Source organism: Proteus hauseri, from assembly GCF_004116975.1.
Classification (GTDB): Bacteria; Pseudomonadota; Gammaproteobacteria; order Enterobacterales; family Enterobacteriaceae; genus Proteus; species Proteus hauseri.
In genome coordinates, this window is sequence record NZ_CP026364.1 from 409,616 (window position 1) to 436,199 (window position 26,584).

General features: G+C 36.4%; 22 protein-coding genes and 1 other RNA gene. 9 read left to right on the top strand and 14 right to left on the bottom strand.

Translation table 11 applies throughout. From position 1 onward, the window contains the following. Positions 1-8 precede the first annotated feature (8 nt). From prfB to xerD, 4 genes are all read right to left on the bottom strand, one after another. Positions 9-1,107 (bottom strand): peptide chain release factor 2 gene (gene prfB / locus PH4a_RS02015; RefSeq protein WP_129037370.1). Its coding sequence is split into 2 segments (ribosomal slippage): positions 9-1,031 and positions 1,033-1,107, totalling 1,098 coding nucleotides; the frame shifts between segments, so codons are not numbered across the junction. Between the two features lie 170 nt (positions 1,108-1,277). After that, entirely contained in the window at positions 1,278-3,011 is a 1,734-nt protein-coding gene (gene recJ, locus PH4a_RS02020) for a single-stranded-DNA-specific exonuclease RecJ (RefSeq protein ID WP_129037372.1), read from the bottom strand. A gap of 9 nt (positions 3,012-3,020) precedes the next feature. Then, positions 3,021-3,728 (bottom strand): bifunctional protein-disulfide isomerase/oxidoreductase DsbC, encoded by a 708-nt coding sequence (gene dsbC, locus PH4a_RS02025; protein ID WP_129037374.1) that lies wholly within the window; start codon positions 3,726-3,728, stop codon positions 3,021-3,023. 30 nt (positions 3,729-3,758) lie between these two features. Next, on the bottom strand, positions 3,759-4,697 hold the full coding sequence (gene xerD / locus PH4a_RS02030) for a site-specific tyrosine recombinase XerD (protein ID WP_420874845.1): 939 nt from the start codon (positions 4,695-4,697) through the stop codon (positions 3,759-3,761). A 103-nt stretch (positions 4,698-4,800) separates the two neighbouring features. Here xerD and fldB point away from each other — a divergent pair, with 103 nt between their 5' ends. Next, entirely contained in the window at positions 4,801-5,319 is a 519-nt protein-coding gene (gene fldB / locus PH4a_RS02035; RefSeq protein ID WP_129037376.1) for a flavodoxin FldB, read from the top strand. A gap of 96 nt (positions 5,320-5,415) precedes the next feature. On the opposite strand, the gene PH4a_RS02040 is transcribed toward fldB, so the two are convergent. Both PH4a_RS02040 and sdhE read right to left on the bottom strand, forming a co-directional pair. Next, positions 5,416-5,823: a protein YgfX gene (locus PH4a_RS02040; protein WP_129037378.1), complete on the bottom strand. Its 408-nt coding sequence runs from the start codon at positions 5,821-5,823 to the stop codon at positions 5,416-5,418. A gap of 437 nt (positions 5,824-6,260) precedes the next feature. After that, positions 6,261-6,539: an FAD assembly factor SdhE gene (gene sdhE, locus PH4a_RS02045; protein WP_064720816.1), complete on the bottom strand. Its 279-nt coding sequence runs from the start codon at positions 6,537-6,539 to the stop codon at positions 6,261-6,263. 273 nt (positions 6,540-6,812) lie between these two features. On the opposite strand from sdhE, the gene ygfZ reads away from it, so the two are divergent. Both ygfZ and PH4a_RS02055 read left to right on the top strand, forming a co-directional pair. Beyond that, entirely contained in the window at positions 6,813-7,799 is a 987-nt protein-coding gene (gene ygfZ, locus PH4a_RS02050) for a tRNA-modifying protein YgfZ (protein ID WP_129037380.1), read from the top strand. Between the two features lie 27 nt (positions 7,800-7,826). Continuing rightward, positions 7,827-8,429: an HD domain-containing protein gene (locus PH4a_RS02055; protein ID WP_129037382.1), complete on the top strand. Its 603-nt coding sequence runs from the start codon at positions 7,827-7,829 to the stop codon at positions 8,427-8,429. Between the two features lie 89 nt (positions 8,430-8,518). Here the strand turns inward: PH4a_RS02055 and gcvP are convergent, their stop codons facing one another. The 7 genes from gcvP to PH4a_RS02090 form a co-directional block, all read right to left on the bottom strand. Continuing rightward, entirely contained in the window at positions 8,519-11,395 is a 2,877-nt protein-coding gene (gene gcvP, locus PH4a_RS02060; RefSeq protein ID WP_129037384.1) for an aminomethyl-transferring glycine dehydrogenase, read from the bottom strand. A 110-nt stretch (positions 11,396-11,505) separates the two neighbouring features. After that, a complete protein-coding gene (gene gcvH / locus PH4a_RS02065) occupies positions 11,506-11,898 on the bottom strand; it encodes a glycine cleavage system protein GcvH (protein ID WP_129037386.1) in 393 nt (130 codons plus the stop codon). Positions 11,899-11,932: 34 nt separating this feature from the next. Then, positions 11,933-13,027, bottom strand: coding sequence for a glycine cleavage system aminomethyltransferase GcvT (gene gcvT / locus PH4a_RS02070; protein WP_129037388.1), 1,095 nt, complete (start codon positions 13,025-13,027; stop codon positions 11,933-11,935). A 414-nt stretch (positions 13,028-13,441) separates the two neighbouring features. After that, positions 13,442-14,677 (bottom strand): FAD-dependent 2-octaprenylphenol hydroxylase, encoded by a 1,236-nt coding sequence (ubiI, locus tag PH4a_RS02075; protein WP_129037390.1) that lies wholly within the window; start codon positions 14,675-14,677, stop codon positions 13,442-13,444. A 22-nt stretch (positions 14,678-14,699) separates the two neighbouring features. Beyond that, a complete protein-coding gene (ubiH, locus tag PH4a_RS02080; protein WP_129037392.1) occupies positions 14,700-15,878 on the bottom strand; it encodes a 2-octaprenyl-6-methoxyphenyl hydroxylase in 1,179 nt (392 codons plus the stop codon). A gap of 13 nt (positions 15,879-15,891) precedes the next feature. Next, positions 15,892-17,202 (bottom strand): Xaa-Pro aminopeptidase, encoded by a 1,311-nt coding sequence (gene pepP / locus PH4a_RS02085; protein WP_129037394.1) that lies wholly within the window; start codon positions 17,200-17,202, stop codon positions 15,892-15,894. Between the two features lie 54 nt (positions 17,203-17,256). Then, positions 17,257-17,835, bottom strand: a complete 579-nt coding sequence (locus tag PH4a_RS02090) for a YecA/YgfB family protein (RefSeq protein WP_129037396.1) — start codon at positions 17,833-17,835, stop codon at positions 17,257-17,259. A gap of 175 nt (positions 17,836-18,010) precedes the next feature. Between PH4a_RS02090 and zapA the strand changes: the two genes are divergently transcribed. From zapA to PH4a_RS02120, 6 genes are all read left to right on the top strand, one after another. Continuing rightward, on the top strand, positions 18,011-18,340 hold the full coding sequence (zapA, locus tag PH4a_RS02095; RefSeq protein WP_064720702.1) for a cell division protein ZapA: 330 nt from the start codon (positions 18,011-18,013) through the stop codon (positions 18,338-18,340). A 110-nt stretch (positions 18,341-18,450) separates the two neighbouring features. Next, a non-coding RNA gene (gene ssrS / locus PH4a_RS02100) (6S RNA) lies at positions 18,451-18,634 on the top strand. A gap of 182 nt (positions 18,635-18,816) precedes the next feature. After that, positions 18,817-19,410, top strand: coding sequence for a 5-formyltetrahydrofolate cyclo-ligase (locus tag PH4a_RS02105; protein ID WP_129037398.1), 594 nt, complete (start codon positions 18,817-18,819; stop codon positions 19,408-19,410). A 110-nt stretch (positions 19,411-19,520) separates the two neighbouring features. Continuing rightward, positions 19,521-21,587, top strand: a complete 2,067-nt coding sequence (locus tag PH4a_RS02110) for a peptidase domain-containing ABC transporter (RefSeq protein ID WP_129037400.1) — start codon at positions 19,521-19,523, stop codon at positions 21,585-21,587. A 2-nt stretch (positions 21,588-21,589) separates the two neighbouring features. Next, the gene (locus tag PH4a_RS02115) at positions 21,590-22,951 is read left to right on the top strand and encodes an HlyD family type I secretion periplasmic adaptor subunit (protein WP_129037402.1); all 1,362 of its coding nucleotides are present in this window, start codon (positions 21,590-21,592) and stop codon (positions 22,949-22,951) included. 73 nt (positions 22,952-23,024) lie between these two features. Next, complete coding sequence (locus tag PH4a_RS02120) at positions 23,025-25,130, top strand: type I secretion system permease/ATPase (RefSeq protein ID WP_129037404.1); 2,106 nt, start codon at positions 23,025-23,027, stop codon at positions 25,128-25,130. A 103-nt stretch (positions 25,131-25,233) separates the two neighbouring features. On the opposite strand, the gene serA is transcribed toward PH4a_RS02120, so the two are convergent. After that, entirely contained in the window at positions 25,234-26,484 is a 1,251-nt protein-coding gene (serA, locus tag PH4a_RS02125; RefSeq protein ID WP_129037406.1) for a phosphoglycerate dehydrogenase, read from the bottom strand. Between the last annotated feature and the right edge of the window lie 100 nt (positions 26,485-26,584).

Genomic DNA, 26,584 nt, shown 5'->3' on the forward strand with positions numbered 1-26,584 from the left:
GTTTTTCCTCACAGGCCCGCTTTTAAGCTAGCTTCAATAAATTTATCAAGGTCACCATCTAATACAGCTTGTGTATTGCGTGTTTCCACGCCGGTGCGTAAGTCTTTAATACGCGAATCATCGAGGACATAAGAGCGGATTTGGCTACCCCAGCCAATATCTGATTTATTATCTTCCATAACTTGCTTATCTGCATTTTTCTTTTGCATTTCCAGCTCATACAACTTTGCTTTCATCTGTTTCATTGCCTGATCTTTATTCTTATGTTGAGAGCGATCATTTTGGCATTGAGTGACTAAACCGGTAGGAACATGGGTAATACGTACCGCTGATTCTGTTTTATTGACATGCTGACCACCAGCACCAGAAGCACGGTAAACATCGATACGTAAATCGGCTGGATTAATTTCAATATCAATATCGTCATCAACTTCAGGATAAATAAATGCAGAGCTAAATGAAGTATGGCGACGACCACCTGAGTCAAATGGACTTTTACGTACAAGACGGTGAACGCCTGTTTCTGTACGTAACCAACCATATGCATATTCACCAATGATCTTAATTGTTGCAGATTTTAAGCCAGCAACGTCACCATCTGACTCTTCAATAATCTCAGTTTTAAAACCCCTAGACTCAGCCCAACGTAAATACATACGCATTAGCATACTTGCCCAGTCTTGTGCTTCTGTACCGCCAGAACCCGCTTGTAAATCTAAATAACAAGATGCGCTATCATATTCACCAGAGAACATGCGACGAAATTCTAATTGTTCTAGCTTTTGATTTAATACATTTAATTCTGCGACAGCTTCGTTGAAAGTTTCTTCATCGTCAGCCTCAACAGCGAGTTCAAGTAAACCAGAAACATCTTCTAGCCCTTGATCGAGTTGATCAATAGTTTCTACTATTGCCTCAAGAGATGAACGCTCTTTACCTAATGCTTGCGCCCTTTCTGGCTCATTCCAGACATCAGGTTGTTCTAACTCTGCGTTAACTTCTTCTAAACGCTCTTTCTTGGCATCATAGTCAAAGATACCCCCTGAGGACGTGAGTTCGTTGCGACACTTCCTCGATTTGGTGTTTTACTGGATTGATTTCAAACATGCTTTTTCGTCTTTATGTTGTTTTTAAAAACAATTGGAATAAATTTTGAACCGCATATTGTAACGGATCTATCAGTGGGTTTATAGCATTTATATTCAATTGTCTATGGGATTGTCACAACGCTTTCCACTCTGCTGTTTATGTCAGCAAATATTATTATTTTATCAATATTAACAAGGCCAAATATGTTCAACTAAAAGCTGAGGATTACGCTGACCTCGATATTCGTTAATATCTAGTCGATAAGCAATTTCAACCGTTTTGATACTGTTATCAGGCCATACATTTCTATCAATATTAAATGCAATAGCATCTATTAGTACGTTGCTATTTAATGGCTGAAGTATCATTTTCAAATGTTTTTCCCCTACAATCCGAGGTTTTAATAACTGAAATTTCCCATCAAACAACGGTTCTGGAAATGCTTGGCCCCAAGGACCCGCTTCTCGCAACATTTCGGCGGTAGGTAAAGTTAATTGGCTGTCTGTTAACTCACCATCAGATAAAATCACACCTTGCAGTTGTTCTTTCGAAACAAGCTCTGCCATTAATGATGAAAAGTGCTGCTGAAAAAGAGTAAATTTATCTTCTTCTAATGAAAGCCCTGCCGCCATTGCATGACCACCAAATTTCACCATCAAACCTGGGTTTAAGGTATTTAGTCTTTCTAGTGCATCCCTTAAATGTACACCATGAATAGAACGACCAGAGCCTTTTAACAAGCCATCACCACTAGGTGCAAAAGCAATAACAGGGCGATGCAATTTTTCTTTAATTCGAGAAGCCAATATTCCGACAACACCTTGATGCCATTCAGGATGATAAATTGCTAATCCATTGGGTAAATCATGCTGAGTTCCCATAAACTGGCGAAATATCGTTGAGGCTTCTTCTTGCATTCCAGCTTCTATTTCACGACGAGTCTGATTTAAGCCATCAAGCTCATTTGCAATTTCGCGTGCGGTGCCAATATCATCGGTTAATAAAAGCGCTACGCCTACCGACATATCATCAAGGCGTCCCGCTGCGTTTAATCGAGGCCCTAAAGAAAAACCAAAATCACTACTCACAAGTTGGGATAATTCTTTACGAGAAACTTCTGTCAGCGCTTTAATACCCGCGCAACAATGCCCAGCTCTCACTCGACGTAACCCTTCATAAACAAAAATACGGTTGTTTTCATCTAGAGGCACCACATCAGCAACGGTTCCTAATGCGACTAAATCGAGAAAATCAGCCATATTAGGACGTTTTAACTTCTGCTGTTCAAACCACCCTTGTTTTTCAAGTTCGGCTCTCAGTGCTGTCATCAGATAAAATGTCACCCCAACACCGGCTAACGATTTAGAAAGAAAAGCGCAATCATCAAGATTAGGGTTAATAATGGCATCTGCAGCTGGCAGCGATTGCCCTGGCAAATGGTGATCGGTAACCAGTACACGAATACCATATTCATGAGCAACATCAACACCTTCAAAAGAAGAAATACCATTATCTACAGTGATAATAAGCTCTGCGCCTTTTTTCGCCACATCATGAACGACTTGCGGGCTTAATCCATAACCATCATCAAAACGATTAGGAATATGATAACTCACTTGCTGATATCCCATCTGGCGCATTACTTTTATTGCCAGTGCAGTACTGGTTGCGCCATCAGCATCAAAATCACCAACAATCACAATCTTTAATTGTCGCTTTAGTGCATCAATTAATAACTCAATCGCAGTGTCAATTCCTGTTAACGATTGATAATGCAGTAGACCTTTTAAGCTTCTTTCTAATTGCGAATCTGAGGTTATTCCCCTATTCGCATAAATTTGCCGCAACAGTGGATCTAAACTTTCTGGCAATTGTGTTGATTGAGCTGCACGACGGAGTAATTTGGGTTCGATAGTGACCATAACGCGTTATTACTTCTCTTCTTTATCAAGTAGTTCAATTAAATCTTTAGCAGAAATATATCCACCATAAATACTCGCATTAGGTAAAATAATGGCGGGTGTGCCTTGGATCCCCATCATTGTGCCTAATTTAAAATGCTCATTGATATTAATTTTTTTGCATTCATCAATAGGGACAATAGCATCACCTTTAAATGCACTATCTAATGATTTTTTAGGAAAACCACTACACCAAACTGCATTCATCTGTTTGCTAACTGCATTATTGCTGACACCATTACGAGGAAAGGCTAAATAACGAACAGTAATACCTTGCTTGTTTAACTCAGGAACTTCTTGATGTAACTTTTTGCAATAAGGGCAACTAATATCAGTAAAGATAGTTATAACATGGCGTTCATTACGGGCTTTATAAACAATCATTTCATTCTTTAGTGAATCCACTTTTTTCATGATTATCTGATTTGCGATACTCACTGGCTCACCATTACTAATATTATAAATAGGTCCCGCGGTTAAATATTTACCATCATCAGTAATATAAAAAATACCTTTATCAGAAAGTACCGCGTTTAATCCAACAATGGGCGTTGGTTGAATACTTTCGGCTTTGATTTGCATTTTTGCAAGTTGCTCTTCTATTAAATTGTTGTCTGCTAAAACAGGTATTGATACCAAACTCAATAATATAGGCAACCATAGCATTTTCTTTTTCATTCTAATTCCTATTCTACGCCTACAGAGAGGCTAACCCCTTGGATGATGCTGCTGATGAAGCGTTTTCAATCGCTCGGTAGCAACATGGGTATAAATCTGTGTTGTAGAGAGATCACTATGCCCCAATAACATCTGTACAACGCGCAAGTCTGCGCCATGATTTAAAAGATGTGTTGCAAATGCGTGTCTCAATACATGGGGTGATAACTTTTCGCTATCTATTCCTGCAATCACTGCATAATGTTTTATACGATGCCAAAAGGTTTGTCGTGTCATTTTCTGCCCTCTTAAACTGGGGAAAACAATGTCATCTGTTTTTCCTTGCATCAGTGTCGGTCTTCCATATTGCAGATATTGTTCAAGCCAGTAAATAGCTTCTTCGCCTAAAGGAACTAAGCGTTCTTTATCACCTTTACCAATAACACGTAGCACACCTTGTCTTAAACTAATATCAGGTAGTGATAATCCGACTAATTCAGAAACTCGCAACCCACAAGCATAAAGAACTTCAAGCATTGCTTTATCGCGCAACTCAATGGGTTCATCAATGCAAGGTGCGTTAAGTAAATCTTCAATTTGTCGCTCACTTAAATCTTTAGGAAGTCGTTTGGGTAATTTAGGTGTTGATAACAGCGCGCTAGGATCATCCAACCGTAACTTTTCACGATAAAGATATTGAAACAACCGACGCATTGTACTTAACAAACGCGCCGCACTACTGGCTTTATATCCTTCATCAAGTCGAACAGCGAGAAAAGATTGAAGATCTAATGTTGTTACAGATAGCCAATCTAGCTGATTTTTATCTAACCATTGACCTAAAGCTTGTAAATCTAATCGATAGGAACTTAGGGTGTTTTCAGATAATCCTTGTTCTAACCAAATATTATCTAAAAATTGCTCGATAATGAGATCTGTTTTGTCTTTTACGCTTGTTGTATGCGTTGTTGGTTGTTTTACGTCACTCACAGACATTTCCCTTATGTTGCTATACAAGCTTTACATTATGCCTCATCAAAAAAGTTTTCTGGTACAATAGTGTCCTTTATTGGCAAAATATCTTAAAACTTTCATGAAAATTGGTCTATTTTACGGTTCCAGCACCTGTTACACCGAAATGGCGGCAGAAAAAATTCGTGACATTCTCGGTGAGGAGTTTGTTGACCTCTATAATGTCCAAGAGTGTGATATTACGCTTATGGAACAGTACGACATTCTTATTTTAGGCATTCCAACTTGGGATTTTGGTGAAATTCAAGAGGATTGGCTAAATATTTGGGAAGTTCTGCCTACATTAAATTTAAAAGACAAACTAATTGCTATGTATGGCATGGGCGATCAGGTCGATTACAGCGAATGGTTTCTTGATGCACTAGGTATGCTTTATCATCATTTACTACCAAGCGGCGTTAAATTTATCGGTTTTTGGCCTGTTGAAGGTTATGAATTTGTCAGCCCTAAACCGTTGTCTGATGATGGTAAATATTTTGTTGGTTTAGCACTGGATGATGTAAACCAATTTGAAGAAACCGACGAACGTTTATCACAATGGTGTATGCAAGTTTTACGTGAAGTTGAAGAAAATTTGTAGATTTATAAAGCTGAAAACTTAAAAATAAGTACATGTTTTCATTTTTATTAACGTCACAATTTAAAACCCAATGGTTTACCTACCAATACCCAGTATTTAAATATCTGGGTATTGCATTAATAATTGAGAAAAGTTTCGCCATTCACATTCAGGCATGCTATCAAAAGCCACCCAGAGCGTTATCTTTTTTTTATTTAAAATAGAGGTTAATGTTATTTTAGTACCAAATCGACTTATCCACGGTTGCTTAATTAATTGCCACTCGTGAAGTTTCCATTGAATACGATTTCCATTAAGTAAAACTATATCACCTTTGATCTTACTAATATTTTTTTGAGTAAAATACCAACTCGCTATTAGTAAAAGTAACAGAGGAACCCAAATATAAATAAAATCGGCAGGCCAAGGGTAAAGTAAAAGCGCTATTTCAAAAGCGACATAGACGCCAGTTGAAAATAGCTGTGTAAACCAAGAAACGGTGAGATGAGATTTCCATAAAATCACGAGTTATTTCAACTCCGTATTAATAAATAATGAAGCAATAAATGTATTCTAAAATAATAATACACGCTTTATTATGAAACTTCTTTGTTCCATTTAAAAATATCTGTTAGCTATTATTTTCTGCTTTTCATTATATTTATACTCTTTAATAGGTTAATAAAAAAGCAAATTGAATTCGATACAATAAACCATACCGTCATCTGATTAAAATAATCATAACTTATCGGCTAAAAACAAAGAAAAAATAGTGATAAAAAAGAAGGTTAAACTTCATTTTCTAGAGATTACACGCAATTTTTTGATTATAAAGAATGCTATTTCATTAAAATATTATAAGTCTATTGTTTCTGTCACAAGTTTCTGTTTATACAAAGTAAAACGCCTTTATTTTAAAAATAAAGGCGTTCTTTTATTATATTGTTTTTATAATCTATTTATTATCGGTATTTATCAACAATATCAGCCATTCTTGCTTTATTACGCTCTTGAATTAATTTAACAATATAATAAAGTTTATCGTCTTCAGGACGGCCATGGTTCATTAACCAGTTGAATAAATCGGGATCAGCGCACTCTAGTAAGCGAACAAACAGCGCTTTATCATCATCAGATAGCGTATCATACTCGTTTTCGAAAAAAGGCATGATGGAAATGTCTAGTTCGCGCATTCCGCGACGGCATGCCCAGTGAATTCGTGCTTTGTTCTCTATATCGATAGTCATACTCTGCTCTTTGCATTGTTCAAATCAAGAAATACCACTATTTCTTCCTGCCTTTGATGATAGTCTTATCATGAAATTTTTAACATCAAAATGATCACAGTTTGACGGTTTAATCTCAATATCTTTTCTCAGCAACCCTTTGAACGTAAATAGTTTGTTATTTATAAATATTTTTTCTGTGCTCTATAAATAATAATGACTTGCATTGTCTTGGGACTCTTTTACCATAAACAACAATATCTGATTAATAAAATGGCTGGTGATGTCATGACTCAAAATTCTATTCAAACTAAACGCCCTCATGCAGCAATCAATCTACCGTTAACACTGATTTCTTTAGATGAGTGGTCACTGATAACAGCAACTGGCGCTGATAGTGAAAAATATCTACAAGGTCAATTAACTGCCGATATTGCAGCATTACCGGCAACAGAACACACTTTGGCTGCGCACTGTGAAGCAAAAGGCAAAATGTGGAGCACACTGCGCTTTTTCCACCAGCAAGAAGGGTTTGCTTATATATTGCGTAAAAATGTCGCGCAAAAGCAGTTGAGCGAATTAAAAAAATATGCCGTATTTTCAAAGATAACCTTAGTGGAAAAAAAGGATGCCGTATTATTAGGACTTGCAGGACAAGGCGCGGCACAAGCTTTAGCAGAATTTTTCCCAGTAATTCCTCGTAAAGCTAATGAAGTGGTTCATCACGAAGGCTCTTACTTGCTGCAATTGCCTTTACCTATCGAGCGTTTTTTAATTGTCACGGATGAAGATACAGCAAGAACGCTCGCTACCACACTAAACGCAGAAACCAGCAATAGCGAACAATGGTTAGCGCTTGATATTGAAGCTGGATATCCCGTTATTGACACACCTAATATTGAGCAATTTTTACCACAGGCGACCAACTTACAAGCTCTGCCACATAGTATTTGCTTTAAAAAAGGCTGTTATACGGGTCAAGAAATGGTATCCCGAGCAAAATTTAGAGGTGCAAATAAACGTGCTATGTATTTATTATCTGGTGGTGGTACTGAATTACCAGAAATAGGTGGCAGTGTAGAGTGGCAATTAGGCGAAGATAAATGGCGTAAAACAGGCACTGTATTAAGTGCTGTTCGTATGGCTGATAATACTATTATTGCCGAAGTTGTGATGAACAATGATATGGAAGCTGACAGTATTTTTCGCGTTCAAGGCGATAACATCAGCAAACTATCTATTAAACCATTACCTTATTCTTTAGACGAAGAATAATACTTATTTCAACACGAACGGATTTTTATGACTCAATTACCTAATGGGGCTTTTGGCCCCTTTTCCGATACCATCAACTTTATTATTGAATTAGACAAACTCAAACGCGTTTATCGTAAAAACAACGTATTAGATAATAGCCGCTCTGAAAATACGGCTGAGCATAGCTGGCATTTCGCCGTAGCAGCCATGAGCTTTCAGCCTTATGCTGGTGACATTGATATTGGTCGCGCTATTCAATTGGCATTAGTTCACGATATCGTTGAAATAGATGCAGGTGACGTGATGGTATATGACGTTGCTGCTCGTGAAGCGGTAAAAGAGCAAGAGCAAAAAGCGGCAAGACGTATTTTCTCTTTATTACCGTCACCTCAAAGTGAGTATTTTCTGAATTTATGGCTGGAATATGACGCAGCTGAAACGCCAGAATCTCAATTTGCTAATATTCTTGATCGCACAATGCCAATGCTAATGAACTTACATAACCAAGGTCAAAGCTGGGTAGAAAATAATATCCGCTTAGAGCAAGTATTAGCACGCAATCTGTTTATTGAAGAACAATGGCCTGAATTCTGGCAATATCTCTACCCGCAGTTATTAGCAGCAAAAGAGAAAGGTTGGCTGAAGTAAGAGTCTGAAATAACGTTCTTTCATTAATGAAAAAATACCGATGGTTAACCCATCGGTATTTTATTTAAGAATATTGCTAGATTAAAAGCTTATTCGTAATCGCTAATTGGCGCACATGAGCAATGTAAATGGCGATCACCATAAACATCATCAAGGCGTTTTACTGCCGGCCAATATTTATTGCTCTTAGTCGCGTCACTTGGGAATACCGCACATTCACGGCTATAACTATGTGACCACTCTTGTACTAATTCATATTGCGTATGTGGCGCATTCACTAATGGGTTATCATCTATCGGCCAAATGCCGTTATCAACTTGAGTAATTTCAGCACGAATCGAAAGCAGCGCTTCAATAAAGCGATCAATTTCAACTTTACTTTCAGACTCTGTCGGCTCAATCATTAAAGTACCCGCAACAGGGAAAGACATCGTTGGTGCGTGGAATCCATAATCGATTAAACGTTTAGCAACATCCATTTCACTAATACCGAAGTTCGCTTTTAGTGGACGAATGTCAATAATACATTCATGAGCAACATAGCCATCAGCGCCAGCATAAAGAATGTCGTAATCTTTTTTCAGCCGTTGAGCAATATAGTTCGCATTTAAAATAGCCACTTGACTAGCTTGTTTAAGCCCTTCTGCACCCATCATACGAATATACATCCAGCTAATAGGTAAGATAGATGCGCTACCAAATTGGGCAGCTGAAACAGCACCTTGTGTTGTTACGTGATCCATTTCTACAACAGAGTGTCCTGGTACAAACGGCGCTAAGTGCGATTTTACACCGATAGGACCCATACCTGGGCCACCACCACCATGAGGAATACAGAAAGTTTTATGTAAATTAAGATGAGAAACATCAGAACCAATAAAGCCGGGTGTTGTGATCCCCACCTGCGCATTCATATTTGCGCCATCAAGATAAACTTGTCCACCATATTGATGAATAATGTCACAAACTTCGCGAATACCTTCCTCATAAACACCATGAGTCGATGGATAAGTCACCATTACACAAGAAAGCTCAGTTTGATGTTTTTCGGCTTTAGCTTTTAAATCTGCAATATCAATATTTCCATTGTCATCACAGCCCACAACGACCACAGTCATACCCGCCATATGTGCAGATGCTGGATTTGTACCATGAGCTGAACTTGGAATTAGACAAATATGACGCTCACCTTCGCCACGGCTTTGATGATAACGGCGGATCGCTAATAATCCTGCATATTCACCTTGCGCTCCTGAATTTGGTTGCATACACATAGCATCGTAGCCAGTCAGTGCTGCTAACCATGTAGAGAGCTGTTCAATCATTATCTGATAGCCTTTAGCTTGATAAGGCGGGCAGAACGGATGAAGCTCAGTAAATTCAGGCCACGTAATTGGGATCATCTCAGCAGCAGCATTAAGTTTCATCGTACAAGAGCCTAATGGGATCATTGCTTGATTTAACGCTAAGTCTTTATTTTCTAAACGATGCATATAACGCATCATTTCCGTTTCACTGTGATAATTATGGAAATTCTCATGAGTTAACACAGCATCATTACGCAGCATTGATGTAGGAATAGAACTAGATGATGATGCAACTTTTGCATCCAGCGAATCAATATCAACGCCAAGTGCTTTACCGCTAATAATTTCTATCAGTGCGAGGACATCTTCACGCGTTGTTTTTTCGCTTAATGTCACCCCCACTGCACCCGCAATATCAGTACGTAAATTAATTTCAGCATCTTTAGCTCGTTGTAATACACCCGCTTTATCCGTGGTTTCAACTGCTAAAGTATCAAACCAAGTTTGATGACGTAACGTCATGCCATTTTGTTTTAAACCCGCTGCTAAAATATCCGTTAAACGATGAATACGTTGTGCGATTTTTTTCAGTCCTTCTGGACCATGATAAACCGCATACATTGCAGCAATATTGGCAAGCAGCACTTGTGATGTACAAATATTAGAATTGGCTTTTTCTCGACGAATATGTTGTTCGCGGGTTTGCATTGCCATTCGTAATGCACGATTACCTGCTGCATCACGAGATACACCAATAATACGTCCTGGCATAGCTCGTTTATATTCATCACGACAAGCAAAGAATGCCGCGTGAGGCCCACCATAACCCATAGGTACGCCAAAACGCTGCGCTGAACCTAAAACAATATCAGCACCTTGATGCCCCGGTGCCGTTAATACCACCAGCGCCATTAAATCAGCAGCAACACTGGTAATAATTTTACGATTTTTTAATTCAGCTAATAATTTACTGTAATCATGCAGTTCGCCAGTTGTGCCAACTTGCTGCAATAGCACACCAAACACGCCTTCAAGTTCTAATACTTTTTCTGCTTTATCAACAATGACTTCAAAACCAAAGGTATCAGCACGTGTTTTCACGACATCTAATGTTTGTGGATGAACATCATCTGAAACAAAAAAACGCTCTGCATTTTTTAGTTTGCTTACACGTTTTGCCATTGCCATTGCTTCTGCCGCAGCGGTTGCTTCATCAAGTAATGAGGCTGATGCTAAATCCATTCCAGTGTAATCAATAGTGACTTGTTGAAAATTTAACAGTGATTCAAGACGTCCTTGAGAAACCTCTGGTTGATAAGGCGTATAAGCAGTGTACCAACCCGGATTTTCTAATAAATTACGTAAAATCACCGGCGGAAGTACAGAAGGTGCATATCCCATACCAATATAAGAAGTGAAACGTTTATTTTTGCTGGCGATAGCTTTTAATTCAGCTAAGGCAACTTGTTCTGTCGCCCCTTCACCAACATCAGGAGGCGTAGCTAATTGAATATTATCAGGAACAATCTTTTTAGTTAATTCATTCAAAGAAGAGACACCAACAGCACTGAGCATCTCTTTAATTTGTTCTGGGGATGAACCGATATGGCGACGAATAAACTCATCACGATATTCTAATTGATGTAAAGTCTGTGTCATTGCGAGTAATTTCCTGAATTTCACTGTGGATTTATAAAGAATTATTTAATTAACAACAGCTTAATAGACAAAGAAAAACGCCCCGTCATATGATGGACGAGGCGTTGTTTTTACTCTTCGTTATCTACCAACTCTTGATAGCCTTCGGCACTGAGTAAGTCATTTAATTCGCTTTCATTATTAGCTTTAATGCGAAATAACCACCCTTCACCATATGGCGCACTGTTTACTAGCTCAGGAGAACCCTCTAACTCTTCGTTTACAGCAATAATTTCACCCGATAACGGCGAATAAATATCAGAAGCCGCTTTTACTGATTCGGCAACTGCACAATCTTCGCCTGCATTCACTTCTCTACCGACTTCAGGTAAATCGACAAACACCATATCACCTAAAAGCTCTTGTGCATGTTCAGAAATGCCTACGGTGTATTCACCATTGCCTTCAGAACGAACCCATTCATGAGATTGTGCATATTTTAATTCACTCGGTATTTGACTCATTGACCATACTCTCCATTGAAAATAGTTATGCGTGTTATACCAATGCTTTACCAGAACGAACAAATCCTGGCTTCACAACTTCGACTGGCATTTCACGATTACGCATTAATACAATTGCGCTATCCTTAATACTTGCAGGAACTCTTGCTAATGCAATGCTAAAGCCTAATGTTGGAGAGAAAGTTCCGCTAGTCACAATACCTTCTTGGATTTCTCCATTATCGTCAGTAAAGTGAACTGCTGTACCTGCTCGTAACACACCTTTTTCTCGCATCACTAAACCCACAAGTTTATCTGTGCCTGTTGCGCGTAATTTTTCTAATGCTTCTCTACCAATAAACTGACGATCCTCAGGTGCCCATGCTATCGTCCAACCCATATTAGCTTCGAGAGGATTGATTGTTTCATCCATCTCTTGGCTATAAAGATTCATTCCCGCTTCTAAACGTAATGTATCTCTTGCACCTAATCCCGCAGGCTTTACGCCCACAGCTAATAACTTACGCCAAAAATCAACAGCCTGTTCTTTTGGCATGGCGATTTCATAGCCTGCTTCACCGGTATAACCCGTTGTAGCGATAAATAATTCATCAAGTTGTACGCCATAAAATGGCTTCATGGCTGAAACAACTTGGCGTTGTTGTTCGATTAATAAACTTTGGACTTTTTCTTGTGCATGAGGGCCTTGAACAGCAATTAAAGCAAGATCGTCACGCACTTGAATATCGACGGCATAATCTTTGGCATGTTCTGTTATCCATGCGAGGTCTTTTTCGCGCGTTGCTGAGTTCACCACAAGGCGATAGAAGGTTTTATCAAAGTAATAAACGATAAGGTCATCAATAACACCACCGGATGCATTAAGCATTCCGGTATAAAGCGCCTTGCCTTTTTCGGTGAGTTTAGCGATATCGTTCGCTAATAAATAACGCAGAAAATCATGAACTTGAGCACCATGTAAATCTACAATGGTCATATGAGAAACATCGAACATACCTGCATCACGGCGTACAATATGGTGTTCATCAAGTTGAGAGCCGTAATGTAACGGCATCATCCAACCATGGAAATCAACCATACGAGCACCGCAGGCTACGTGCTCATCATATAACGGAGTCTGTTTTGCCATTCTTCCCTCTTTCTACTTTTACTTTAGATTATTCAGAGAACGCATATTGTTAAATATAAAATAGAACCTGATTAAAAATCATAGAATTAACTAGTAAGTTAAATTAATTTTTAAACATACATTTAACAATCATGAGCAATTAACGTACAGCGCAAACGATACCATCCCCTTGAACTTAGCATTGTGAGAAAAAATAAACCATAAGTTAAAATAGGGTATTACCGTTCTTAATGATAAGGGAGAGCTATAAGTATGCAGAACTAATGATTGTAAATATGCGGTTCAACACTCATTTTTAGTGAAGAATTACTGAAAAAGGGGAGGTATCACAAAGAATAGGCTGAAAAAATAGATTTTTTTAGTTCTATTTCTTCAGCTAAACATAAGTAAAAGTAATGTGAAATAAGAGATAAATTAGATTTTTTCAACTGAAGTGGAATTTTTATCACTTAGCCATTCAGGTAAATCAGAAATACCCATTGCTTGCTCAAGCAACTTAGGTTTTACGCCAGGTAAACTATCTGCTAACGAAAGCCCTATATCTCTTACTAATTTTTTAACTGGGTTATTGCCAGCAAAAAGCTCTCTAAATCCTTGCATACTAGCCAACATAACCGCTGCCGCATGTTTACGACGTCGTTCAAAACGTCTCAAATAGAGATATTCACCAAAATCTTTGCCTTCTGCTTTTAGGCGTCTAATTTCACCAATTAATTCGGCCACATCCATAAAACCAAGATTAACACCTTGTCCTGCTAAAGGATGAATTGTATGAGCCGCATCGCCTAATAGCGCTAAGCGAGGAGCCGCAAATTGACGAGCATAACGGCCTGTTAGCGGTATTGTCATGCGCTCGCTGATTAATTCACATTGTCCTAAGTGCATATCAAAAGTAACACCGAGTGTACGCTCAAATAAGGTTTTATCGGCATTTTTATATTCTTGCGCCAGATTTGCGGGTAAAGACCAAACAATAGAACTTGTCTGTGGGTCTGATAGTGGTAAAAACGCTAAAATACCTTCACCATGAAAGACTTGGCGAGCGATATTTTCATGAGGTTGTTCAGTACGAATAGTAGCAACTAATGCGTGATGTTCATAATCCCAAAAAGTCAGTGGAATATCTGCATTTTTACGCAACCAAGAGTTGGCACCATCAGCACCAACGACTAATCTTGCGGTAAGCATCTCACCATCATTTAGCGTAATAAAAGCATCATTTTCCCCCCACACTACACGTTCAATTTGAGTTGGCGAGTAAAATGTAATATCACTGTGACTTTCGCACTTTTGCCAAAGTACTTCGCGAATTAAATGGTTCTCAATGATAGAACCTAGGTGAGTAAATCCCTCTTTTTGAGCCGAGAATTGAATACGGCCAAAGCTGTCTTTATCCCACACTTCCATACCTTGATAAGGTGTTGCTCGTAATGCATTAAGGTTTTCCCACACACCTAATTTTTTAAGCAATAATTCACTTGCAGTATTAATTGCTGATACCCGTAATGCAAAATCATCTTGCGGGTGGAAATGTTCTGTTACTGGATGATTTTCTATTATCGCTATACGTAAACCACACCCGTGTAATCCGCAGGCTAATGCAAGCCCAACCATTCCACCACCAGCAATAACAACATCAAATGATTTCATAATAAAAGTATCCTAAAAACAATTATACTTGGTCAGTCCAACCTAAGGTTTGGTGTGCCAATCTGTTACGTAAAGCAGGAACAAGCTCCATTGCCATTAAGCCAAGATTGCGAGATATAATTAAAGGCATACAGCGGTTAGCGAATACTTTAACTAACCCATCAGTGATCCCGATAGTTTCTTCTCTATCGCTTTGGCGCAGCTGTTGATATTGAGATAACACTTGGTAACTCCCAATATCAGCACCAGAATTAATTGCCTTAGTTAATGTATTCGCCAATGTCATCACATCTCGTAGACCGAGATTAAAACCTTGCCCAGCAATTGGATGAAGCGTTTGTGATGCATTTCCGACTAAAGCAAGGCGGTGGCTGATAATCTGATTGGCTTTCTGTAATGCGAGAGGGTAACTATTACGCTTACCTATATGCTCAATGCGCCCTAATCGCCAACCAAAATCACGCTGTAAACGGGTTATGATTGTTTTATCATCCCATTTTGCTATTTCAGCCTGTTTTTCCATGGGATGACACCATACTAGTGAGCTACGGCCTTCACTCATTGGTAGCATCGCCAATGGTCCAAATTCTGTAAAGCGTTCAAAAGCTTTACCTTGCGGGTCAATTTCTGTTTTTACATTAGCAATCACCGCGATTTGCTCATAAGGTTCGCGTTGCCGTTGGATATGGCATTGACGTGCTATTGCCGAATAAGTCCCATCGGCGGCGACTAATAAATCACCTTTTAACCGAGTGCCATCATTAAGTGTGACTTCAACGGAGTCAATATCGCGATGAACATACTCAACTTTTGCTGGGCAATATAATTGAATATTGGGCTGTTTTTTTAATTGAGCAAAAAGCTGGCGACCCGCATCGTGTAGCTCTATTACATAGCCTAAAGCAGAAATAGCGTAGTCTTGAGCACTTATATTCACAAAACCACAGTGCCCTTTATCGGAAACATGAACATGATTAATTGGTGTAACAAAAGATTTCAGCGTTGACCAAATACCAATTTGATCTAACCGCTTTGCTGTGCCATGAGCCAATGCGATAGCTCTGGCATCAAATCCCGGATGACCTTTATCAGGCTCTGACGTTTCAATTAACGATATCGAAATTTTATCTTTATTTAGTGCAGAAAGCGCGAGCGCAAGTGTTGCACCCGCCATTCCACCACCAACGATAATCACGTTCATGTGGATATTAGCCTTAAATTTTTCCTGCCATGAGAGCTTCAATTTCATCAGGATCTTTAACCACAGAGGCGGTAAGATTTTCATTGCCCGTTTCTGTAATTAAAATATCATCCTCGATACGAATACCAATACCACGATATTCCTGAGGAACATCTGCATCAGGTGCGATATAAAGACCTGGTTCAATGGTGAGTACCATTCTTGGCTCTAAAATACGGTCACGTTCAACGCCATAATGCCCAACATCATGAACATCAAGCCCTAACCAATGACTTAGGCTGTGCATAAAGAAGCGCTGATAAGCTTTAGTTTCGATCAAATGTTCGATCTCACCGTGCATAATGCCCAGTTTAACGAGTCCCTCAACCATGATATACACCACATGTTCGGTGACTTCTTTGATACTTGTACCAGGTTTGTACAATTCGAGAGAAACATTGAGTGATTTTAAAACAATCTCGTAAATTTCACGTTGTTGACGCGTAAATTTGCCATTAACAGGGAATGTGCGTGTAATATCACCAGCGTAACCTTCATATTCACATCCTGCATCAATCAGAACCAAATCCCCATCACGCATTTTGGTTTCATTTTCGGTGTAATGCAAAATACAGCCATTTTCACCGCTGCCCACAATGCTGTTATAAGAGGGGAAACGTGCGCCATGAGAAACAAACTCATGCTCAATCTCACCTTGAAGCTGATACTCATACATACCTGGCTTACATTTTTGCATTGCACGCGTATGTGCTAATGCAGAAATTTCACCGGCTTTACGCATTAAGTCAATTTCAATATCAGTTTTAAAGAGGCGCAGTTCATGAACTATTGGACGCCAATCAACAAGTGTTTGTGGTGCTTTTAAATTACGACGAGAGCCTTTTCTTAAAGTATCTAAAGCGTTAAAGACAATTTCATCCGCAAAAGCATATTCACCCTGCGCATGATAAACAATATCCAATCCATTAAGTAATTGATATAACTGATCACCAACATCTTCATAAGGTAACGCTTTATCAATTCCTAGTTTCTCAGGTGCCGCATCTTGACCCAGCCGGCGACCAAACCAGATTTCCGCAGTAAGATCTCTAACGCGATTAAAGAGAACACTGTGATTATGAGTTTCATCACTTTTAATCAGCACAAGAATGGCTTCTGGCTCACTAAAACCCGTTAGATAAAGGAAATCACTATGCTGACGATAAGGATATTCACTATCAGCGTTGCGTTGCGCTGTTGGTGCAGCAAAAAAGATAGCCGCACTAGCAGGTTTCATCTGAGCCAATAACGCCTGACGACGGGATAAAAATTCTTGCTTATTCATACCCTCTCCTGTCTTTCTTTTATCTTTATGATTATCTATTTAATGGTGTGATTATTAATGTAATATACGTTGGTCATCTTGTTCATTACTTTCCTTGCTTTTTGGTGTAACAAAAGTAATGTAGCAAAGTTGAACAGACACTTTTACATATTCGGTGACTTCTTCAAGCGCATCTTCAAGCTCTTCTTGATTTTCCTCTTCGTCATAACCTAGTTCACCAATATTGCGTAAGTCAGTAATAACTTCGAGAAGTTCTTTATGATCAGATAATTTAGGCTGTGCAACGCCAAGCCCTAAAAGAAAATGATTAACCCAACCAGCGAGCGCATCTGCTCTTAAAAAAACAGAATCTGATTCTGCTGGAAGTAACATCGAAAAGTTAAATACACTGTCATCAAGCTGTTCATAAGTCACATGATAAAGAGCTTCAAGTTGGTCTAATAACGTTTTAGAAAACGCTAAACCTTCGTTAGTAAGATCATGTAACAGCGTTTTCCAGCTACTATCGCGAACAGCACCACAAATAAAACCTGTTATCAACCCATGCATTTCAGCGGTAGTTAGAGGAACAGTATGCTGCTGTAATAAGGTATCAATAGACTGATAACTCGGTAATGTATTTTGTTTTGACATAGAATAAAGGTCGCATTTAGGGGAATAGTTCAAGATATGCTACCATCAATAGAAGTCGCTGTACTAGTTAAGCTATGTTAATCATTGGAATTTTTGCAGTAATAGCGTTTAATACAGCGTTATAACCGTATACACTACTAACTACGTAGCACAGATTTTATGTCAGGAAGGAATCATGTCCGCACAACCCGTTGAACTTCAAATTTTTGGGCGATCATTACGTGTTAACTGCCCACCAGAACAAAGAGATGCTTTACTGGCTTCTGCTGCTGAACTTGAACAACGATTACAAGATCTCAAAGAACGCAGTGGTGTTTCGAATACAGAGCACTTGATTTTTATAGTGGCATTAAATATGAGCCATGAGTTGGCAGAAGAAAAGTTAAAAACCAGAGACTATGCCTACAATATGGAAGAGAAAATAAAAATGCTACAACAGTCCATTGAACAAGCTTTACACGATCAAGGCAAGCACCATGATCGCACTTTTTCAACTGCGAAGTAGATTTGTTCAGAAAGCACGCGTACACCACGAAATTAACAGATAATAGGTTGCTTTCTACAATTAAAATAATACAATAGTTCATAGATAGGGTGCTAAACGGCACCCAACAAATTTCTCTGAGATGTTTGCTAGTGGGCCAGTCCCCTGAGCCGATATTTCAAACACATAGAATGTGGTGGTCAGTTACTTGTGAGCATACCCGATTCGTTCAGGCAGCCTAATGGTAATAACACTACGTTCACCTTGGACCACGGGTTCAAGGGTTACAGCCTACGGCGGCATCTTGGAGACCTCTATCTAAGTTCTAAACATTAAGTATTTTATAAATGCTTAATGTTTAGAACTTTTTTTATCTCTTTTTTATACCTCTTTATCCAATTTTTAACCACTCTCTCTATTCTTACCTCTAAAGTGTGATAAATTGACTCGAGTGATATTTTTCTATTAACACCAACCATTTATTGATAGGCTGATAAATGACAAATACCTCGCTTTTTCAGCAAAGAGACCAAATCCGTAAAGTGGTTCGTCAAAAAAGACGCGCACTCACCCCAGAGCAACAACAACTCGCCGCTCAACAACTCAGTGAACAGGTTCTTTCTCATCGCAAAATCAAAGATGCAAATACTATCGCTCTTTTTCTCTCTTTTGATGGAGAAATTGATACAACACCGTTGATCTCACAATTATGGGGATTAAAAAAAACTGTTTGCCTACCTGTATTGCATCCTTTTCATCGTCACCAGTTACTCTTTTTACGTTATAGCACTGAAACTATTTTAGTTAGAAACCGCTTCAATATTTCAGAGCCACCATTAAATGTAAATGCTGTTATTCCCATTACAGATATCGACATTATATTTACTCCTCTTGTTGCTTTTGATTCGTCAGGAGAACGACTAGGTATGGGAGGCGGTTTTTATGACAGAACATTAGAAAACTGGCAGCAAAAATCATTTTATCCAATGGGACTTGCACATAGTTGCCAACAAGTAGAGCATCTTCCTGTCGCTGATTGGGATGTACCATTACCTGAAATTATTACACCAGAAAAAATATGGTGTTTTTAATCTTAGGAATATATTCCTTTTAGTTATCTTTGTTTTTTTATATTAAAAATAAAATAAAAAACATTTAATACATCCCTTATGCACATAGTAATAAGAGGGATAAATTAAAAATGTCCAACAATAAAAATAACAATATAATAAAAAGTATTAACATCATTCTCAGTTTAACAGGAAAGGAAACATTACCCTTAAAGTTAGAGCATAATAGCACTATAAAAGAATTAGAAAAAAAATATGCCTTCAAGCTAAAAACAACAGAGATAAGGTTATTATTAAAAGAAAAAACAAATCAGCCAATTATTTTTTTAGATAAAAATAATAATACTTTTATTTTATTAAAGAATAATGAAAATAAGCATCTAATTTATAATATAGCAACTAAAAAAACAGAGGTATTAAGCCATGAAAATCTAATCAAAAATTATATATCAAAATGCTACTTTCTTAAATTTAAAGAAAATAATCATTTTGATATTTCATGGTTTTATTCTGTTTTTTTAAAGTATAAAAGTACATTTAAAAACATTCTATTTTATTCATTAATTCTTCAATTATTAGCACTTGCATCCCCATTAGTTATGCAAGTTATTATGGATAAAGTAGTTATCCATCAGGCACTATCAACACTGGATGTTTTAATTATAGGATTAGTTTTCGTTGCTATTTCAGAAGGGGTATTAAAGGGCCTTAGAGAATATATTTATCATCATACAGCAAATAAAATTGATATGATGTTAAGCTTAAAACTTACTCAACATCTATTTAAACTTCCTATTGGTTATTTTAAAGCTCGTCAAACAGGAACTGTCGTAACAAGAATAAAAGAATTAGATATTATTAGAGAGTTTATTACTAATACACTATTAATCTTAGTTGTGGATTTTTCTTTTATATTTGTTTTTATCTTTGCAATGTTCACTCTATCCTTTAAATTAACATTAATATTTCTTTCCACTATTCCTTGCTATTTTATCTTAGCAAAATTACTTGCACCTAGAATAGAACAAGCTGTTCAAAAGCTATATCAAAAATCGGCTATAAATACTGCTTTTTTAACTGAAAGCCTAAGTGGAATAGAAACTATAAAAAGTCTTTCTCTTGAACCTCGATTTACACAACAATGGAATAATCAAACGCATCAACTTACTAATGAAAATCTGAGGTTAAAGAAAATTGATAATATTTCTCATTATTTCATCACTTTTATCCATAAAATTACTACCGCTTTAATTTTATGGATAGGTGCTTATGAAGTTATTTCACTTTCAATGACAATAGGCCAGCTTATCGCCTTTAATATGTTACTTGGTCACTGCTTACAACCTCTTGGAAAAGCAATAGACATCTGGGGAAAATATATTAGAGTCAAAACTGCAATCTATAATTTACAAGATATTCTTAACATTCCAAAAGAACAAGCACAAAAAACAGCGACAATACAATTAAAAGGCGAAATAATTTTTAATAGTGTTACTTTTTATTATAAAAATAATACGCCTCCTATTTTAAATAAAGTTTCTCTTCATATTAAAAAAAATGAAATAGTAGCTATTATAGGTACATCAGGCTCTGGAAAAAGTACATTAGCTAAGATGATACCTAATCTTTATACACCACAGTCAGGAAGTATTACAATTGATCATATTCCTATTTCGCAACTTGATCCCACAGTATTACGTCAGCAAATAGGTTACGTTTTACAAGAGAATTATTTATTTCATTTAAGTGTTTTTAACAATATTTGCTTATCTGTACCTAATGCCTCTTTAGAAAATGTTATTCATATTACTAAATTAGTCGGTGCTCATGAGTTTATTCTAAAGCTCCCTTTTGGTTACGACACCATTATCGCAGAAGGAGGCGCATCATTATCTGGTGGACAGCGTCAACGTATTGCCATTGCAAGAGCTATTTTATCCAACCCTAAAATTTTAATTTTAGACGAAGCAACTAGTGCATTAGACGATGAATCTCAAGAAATTATTCAAAAAAATATGCCTCTTATCGCTAAAGATAAAACTGTTTTAATTATTGCACACCGTCTTTCAACAATTAAAACCTGTCATCGAATTATTGTATTAAAAAAAGGCAAAATTATTGAAGAAGGAAAGCATGATGAACTAATAAAAAAACAAGGACATTACCAAAAAATTTGGCAAATTCAACAGGAAGGTTAATCATGAAATTAAACACTCGTTCCTTTAAAGAAATGTTTTTCAAAAATAAAAAAAAGATAATAAATTATGATTTCTATCCAAATCATATTTCTATTATTGAAAAACCTTATTCTCCTTATATACGATATATTGCATTAACACTATCAGTAAGTGTTATTATATTTATATTATGGTCTTATTTAGGAAAGCTAGATATTCAAGCACCAGCAACAGGAAAATTGATTGTTTCGGGTTATTCTCAGCATATTCAAATTTATGAACATAGTCGTCTTGTCGCTATTCATGTAGAAAATGGGCAATATGTTAATCAAGGAGCACCACTATTAACACTTGATATTTTGGGTATAGATGAGGAAATAAAAGGAATTGAAAATAAAATAAAAAATTTGTTAGCACTAAAAATTCGCTATCAAGCATTAAGTCAAAATACATCACCTCATTCTCTTTATCACTTTAATATATTGGATAAGAGTTCACAAAAAAATATTTTTTTAAGTTATAAAAAAGAGAAAGAAGAATATGACTCAAATATTAATCACATTAATTCCGATATAGAAATAAACCATAGAAATCAATCACTCATAAAACAAGAACTATCATCACTAAATATATTAAAAATTAATATTGAAGAACGATTTAAAATTAGAACAACGCTCTACAATAAAAAAACAATCAGTAAAATGGAGTATTTAGAGAGCGAAAAAGAGCTACTTGATATAAATAAGCAAATAAAAACAAAATCATCAGAAATGACAATTTTAATTGGTCAAGAAAGACAACTTAATGAATACTTAGAAAAAACAGAAAAACAAAAAGCATTAGAATGGCATGACAAATATAAACAATATGAAAGTGAAATAGTTATTTATAGACAAAATTTGAATCACTCTCAAAAACGTCAACAATTAAAATTTGTTCGTTCTCCCGTCGAAGGAACGGTTCAACAACTTTCAATTCATACATTAGGTGCTGTTTTACAACCCTCTCAAACTGTTATGGTTATTGTACCCAAAGAACAAAAGAATATTGCTGAAGTTAATATTCTTAATAAGGATATTGGTTTTATATATCCAGGGCAAAAAGCGATTATTAAACTAGATGCTTTTCCTTATACTCGATATGGCACAATTGAAGGAGAGATCATTAATATTGCTAAAGACTCTATTCAACATGAAGAGTTAGGATTAGTTTACCCTGCTTTAATTGAATTAAATAAACAATTCATTAATATAAATAACACTCAATATAAACTTACCGCGGGGATGTCTTTAGTTGCCGATATTATTATCGATCAACGCAGAATTATTGACTACTTACTGAGTCCTATTGAAGTATATAAAAATGAATCTTTAAGAGAAAGATAATAGTAAATACCAGAAAATTAAAAACACAAAATAAACAGTCAATATAAAATAAACAAAATATAGAAAATTAGATATGAAAAAAGAGAATAAATATCACCCATCTATTCTAGATGGTTTGCTTTATGTTGCTAAAAAAAATAATGATAACTTTAATAAAAAACAAATTATGCATCTATTAGGCGAGAGTAATAATTTAACTTATTGGAGTATTATTGAAGCTGCTGAATTTTTAAGCTTAAAGTGTGAGTTTTATTTATTTGATAGTGATAATAATAATGATAATGATATAACTAGCAATACACTTATAGAAATTAACAATCACTGGTATATTTTAAAAGAAAATAAAAACAACAAATTTATTATTACAGATCCTAAAAATGAAATAACCGAAGAGTATATTATTAATGATAAAAAAATCTTTAACACATTAAAAACAATAAAAAAAGAAAAAAAATCATTAACTAAATTTAACCTAAGATGGTTTATTCCTTCTTTATTAAGACAAAAAAAAATATTATTACTAATTTTTATCTTGTCCTGCTGCATTCAACTTTTCTCTTTAATTAGCCCTGTTGTTTTTGAAAAATTTATTGATAAAGTGTTAACAGGAAGGAACATTACCAATTTACATGTATTAGGATGTGTTTTGGTATTAATTGCGATCACAGAACCTATTTACCTTCTTTTAAGAGATAAACTATATACTTTTGTTTCATGTAAATTAAATTCTGAGTTTTCAGGTAAGGCCTATCAACACCTTATTCGCCTTCCTAATCATTTTTTTAATCAACAACAATCTGGACAAATTATTTCTCGTCTTCAAGAATTAGCAAACATTCGGCAATTTATTACAGGCTCTGCATTTATGATGCTGCTTGATGTTATTTTTATTGTCATTTTTATTTCAGTTATGTTTTCTTATTCAATATTATTAACTTGGATAACATTAGGCTCGCTAGTTATTTATTTTTTTATTTGGTTTATTTTCGGCCCTATAATCCGCCATTGGACTGAAAAAGAATATAAAGCAAATTCAGATAACACTAGTTTATTAACTGAAGCGATTAATGGTATAGAAACAATTAAAATCACAGCGACAGAAAATTATTTTATTGAAAAATGGCAATATAAACTAGCTAATCATATTCTCTTTCGCTTTTCAGGTACTAAGAAAGCATTATTAGCACAGCAGCTCATTCTTACTATTCACAAAATCATGACTGCCGTTATTTTATGGCATGGTGTCAAGTTAGTCATGGATATACAATTAACCATAGGAGAATTGATTGCCTTTAATATGTTTGCAGCACATATTACTCAACCTATTTTACGATTAGCTCAAGTTTGGCAAGATTTTCAACAAACGATTGTATCACTGTATCGAATTGGTGAAATTTTAAACTCACCAACGGAACACCAGAACCAAGGCTTAGCTACAATGCCTAGCATTGAAGGTGAAGTTATTTTTTCTCATGTTCGTTTTCGTTATTGCACCAATACTCCAGAGGTAATCGAAGATCTCTCATTATCAATTCCCGCAGGAAAATTTATTGGTATCACGGGGCCATCAGGCTCAGGGAAAAGTACTATCACTCGTTTAATTCAACGTTTTTATACACCACAGCATGGCCAAATTTATATTGATGGAATGGATCTCGCCATTGCAGATCCTCTATCTTTAAGACAAAGCATAAGTATTGTTTTACAAAATAGTTTTTTATTTAGTGGCTCTATTGCTGAAAATATTCGTTTAGCAAAACCTTATTGTTATGAAGAAGAGATATATAATGCAGCAAAGCTAGCAGGTGCTTTAGATTTTATACAACAATTACCACAGCAATTTAATACTCAAGTAGGAGAAAGAGGAAGTAATTTATCAGGTGGGCAACGTCAACGTATTGCATTAGCGAGAGCACTTTTAACTAATCCTCGCATTCTTATTCTAGATGAAGCGACATCAGCATTAGACTATGAATCTGAAGCCGAAATTCTAGCTAATTTACCTTTAATTTGTAAAAACAGAACCGTTATTAGTATTGCCCATCGCTTAAATACCTTATCACGTTCAGATTATATTTATGTTATAGAGAAAGGGCGAATACGAGAAGAAGGAACGCACTCGAATTTATTAAACAATCATGCTCTCTATCGTCAATTATGGGAAAAACAATTACGATAACTATTTTCTCTCAATTAAATTGAATATAACAACTAGAAAAAGGCTCAATAATTAAATTGAGCCTTTTATTACTAATTAACCCAAGCTATTAGTAAAAATAAAATTAATACAACATACGAGCACGAATAGTTCCTGGTAGTGCTTTAATTTTTTGTAACACTAATTCAGCTTGTGCTTTAGTTTGTGTTGTAATGTCAATTACAACATAGCCCACATTACCCGATGTACGTAAATACTGCGCGGCAACGTTGATATTCTCTTCAGTAAATACTTTATTGATGCTATTCATCATACCAGGACGGTTTTCATGAATATGCAGTAAACGGTTTACATCATCACCATGACTTGGCAATGAAACTTCAGGAAAGTTAACTGCTGACAGTGTAGAACCATTATCAGAGTATTTTGCTAGTTTACCCGCCACTTCATAACCAATATTCTCTTGTGCTTCTTGCGTTGAACCACCAATATGAGGCGTCAGAATTACATTATCAAATTGTATGAGTTCTGAAACAAAAGGATCATTTGGATCATTATTTGCACCCGGCTCTGATGGGAATACGTCAACAGCTGCACCCGATAAATGCTTAGATTCTAAAGCTTGAGCGAGTGCCGGAATATCTACAACGGTACCGCGTGAAGCATTAATTAAAATAGAACCAGGCTTCATACGTTGAATTTCTTCACGACCAATCATATTTTTTGTAGATGCGGTTTCTGGTACATGAAGACTTACGATATCGCACATGTTTAGTAGCTCAGACAGGTGACGAATTTGTGTTGTATTACCTAAAGGTAGCTTGTTTTCGATATCATAAAAATAGACATCTAAACCAACACTCTCCGCTAAAATGCCTAACTGAGTACCAATATGGCCATAACCAATGATACCCAGTTTTTTACCACGTGCTTCAAAACAACCTTTGGCTTGTTTATCCCAAACGCCGCGATGTGCTTTAGCATTTGCTTCTGGAATACGACGAAGTAAAAGTAATAACTCACCTAATACCATCTCAGCTACGGAACGAGTATTTGAGAATGGTGCATTAAAAACAGGAATACCGCGACGAGAAGCCGCATCTAAATCAACTTGGTTAGTCCCGATACAGAAACATCCAACAGCAACCAATTTTTCTGCTGCTGCAAAAATTTCTTCTGTTAAATGAGTACGAGAGCGAAGACCAACAAAACGAGCATCACGGATAGCTTCTTTTAATTCTTCGTCCGATAATGCGCCTTTGTGATATTCAATATTGGTATAACCTGCCGCACGTAAATTTTCTACTGCACTTTGATGCACACCTTCCAATAGTAGAAACTTTATCTTTTCTTTTTCCAAAGATACTTTAACCATTTCCCCTGCCCTATCGTTGTTACATTTATGAAAAACTCAATCCTGTTCCATCAACATAACAAAAATAGATTTTGTCGCAATACAACCGATTGCAACGATG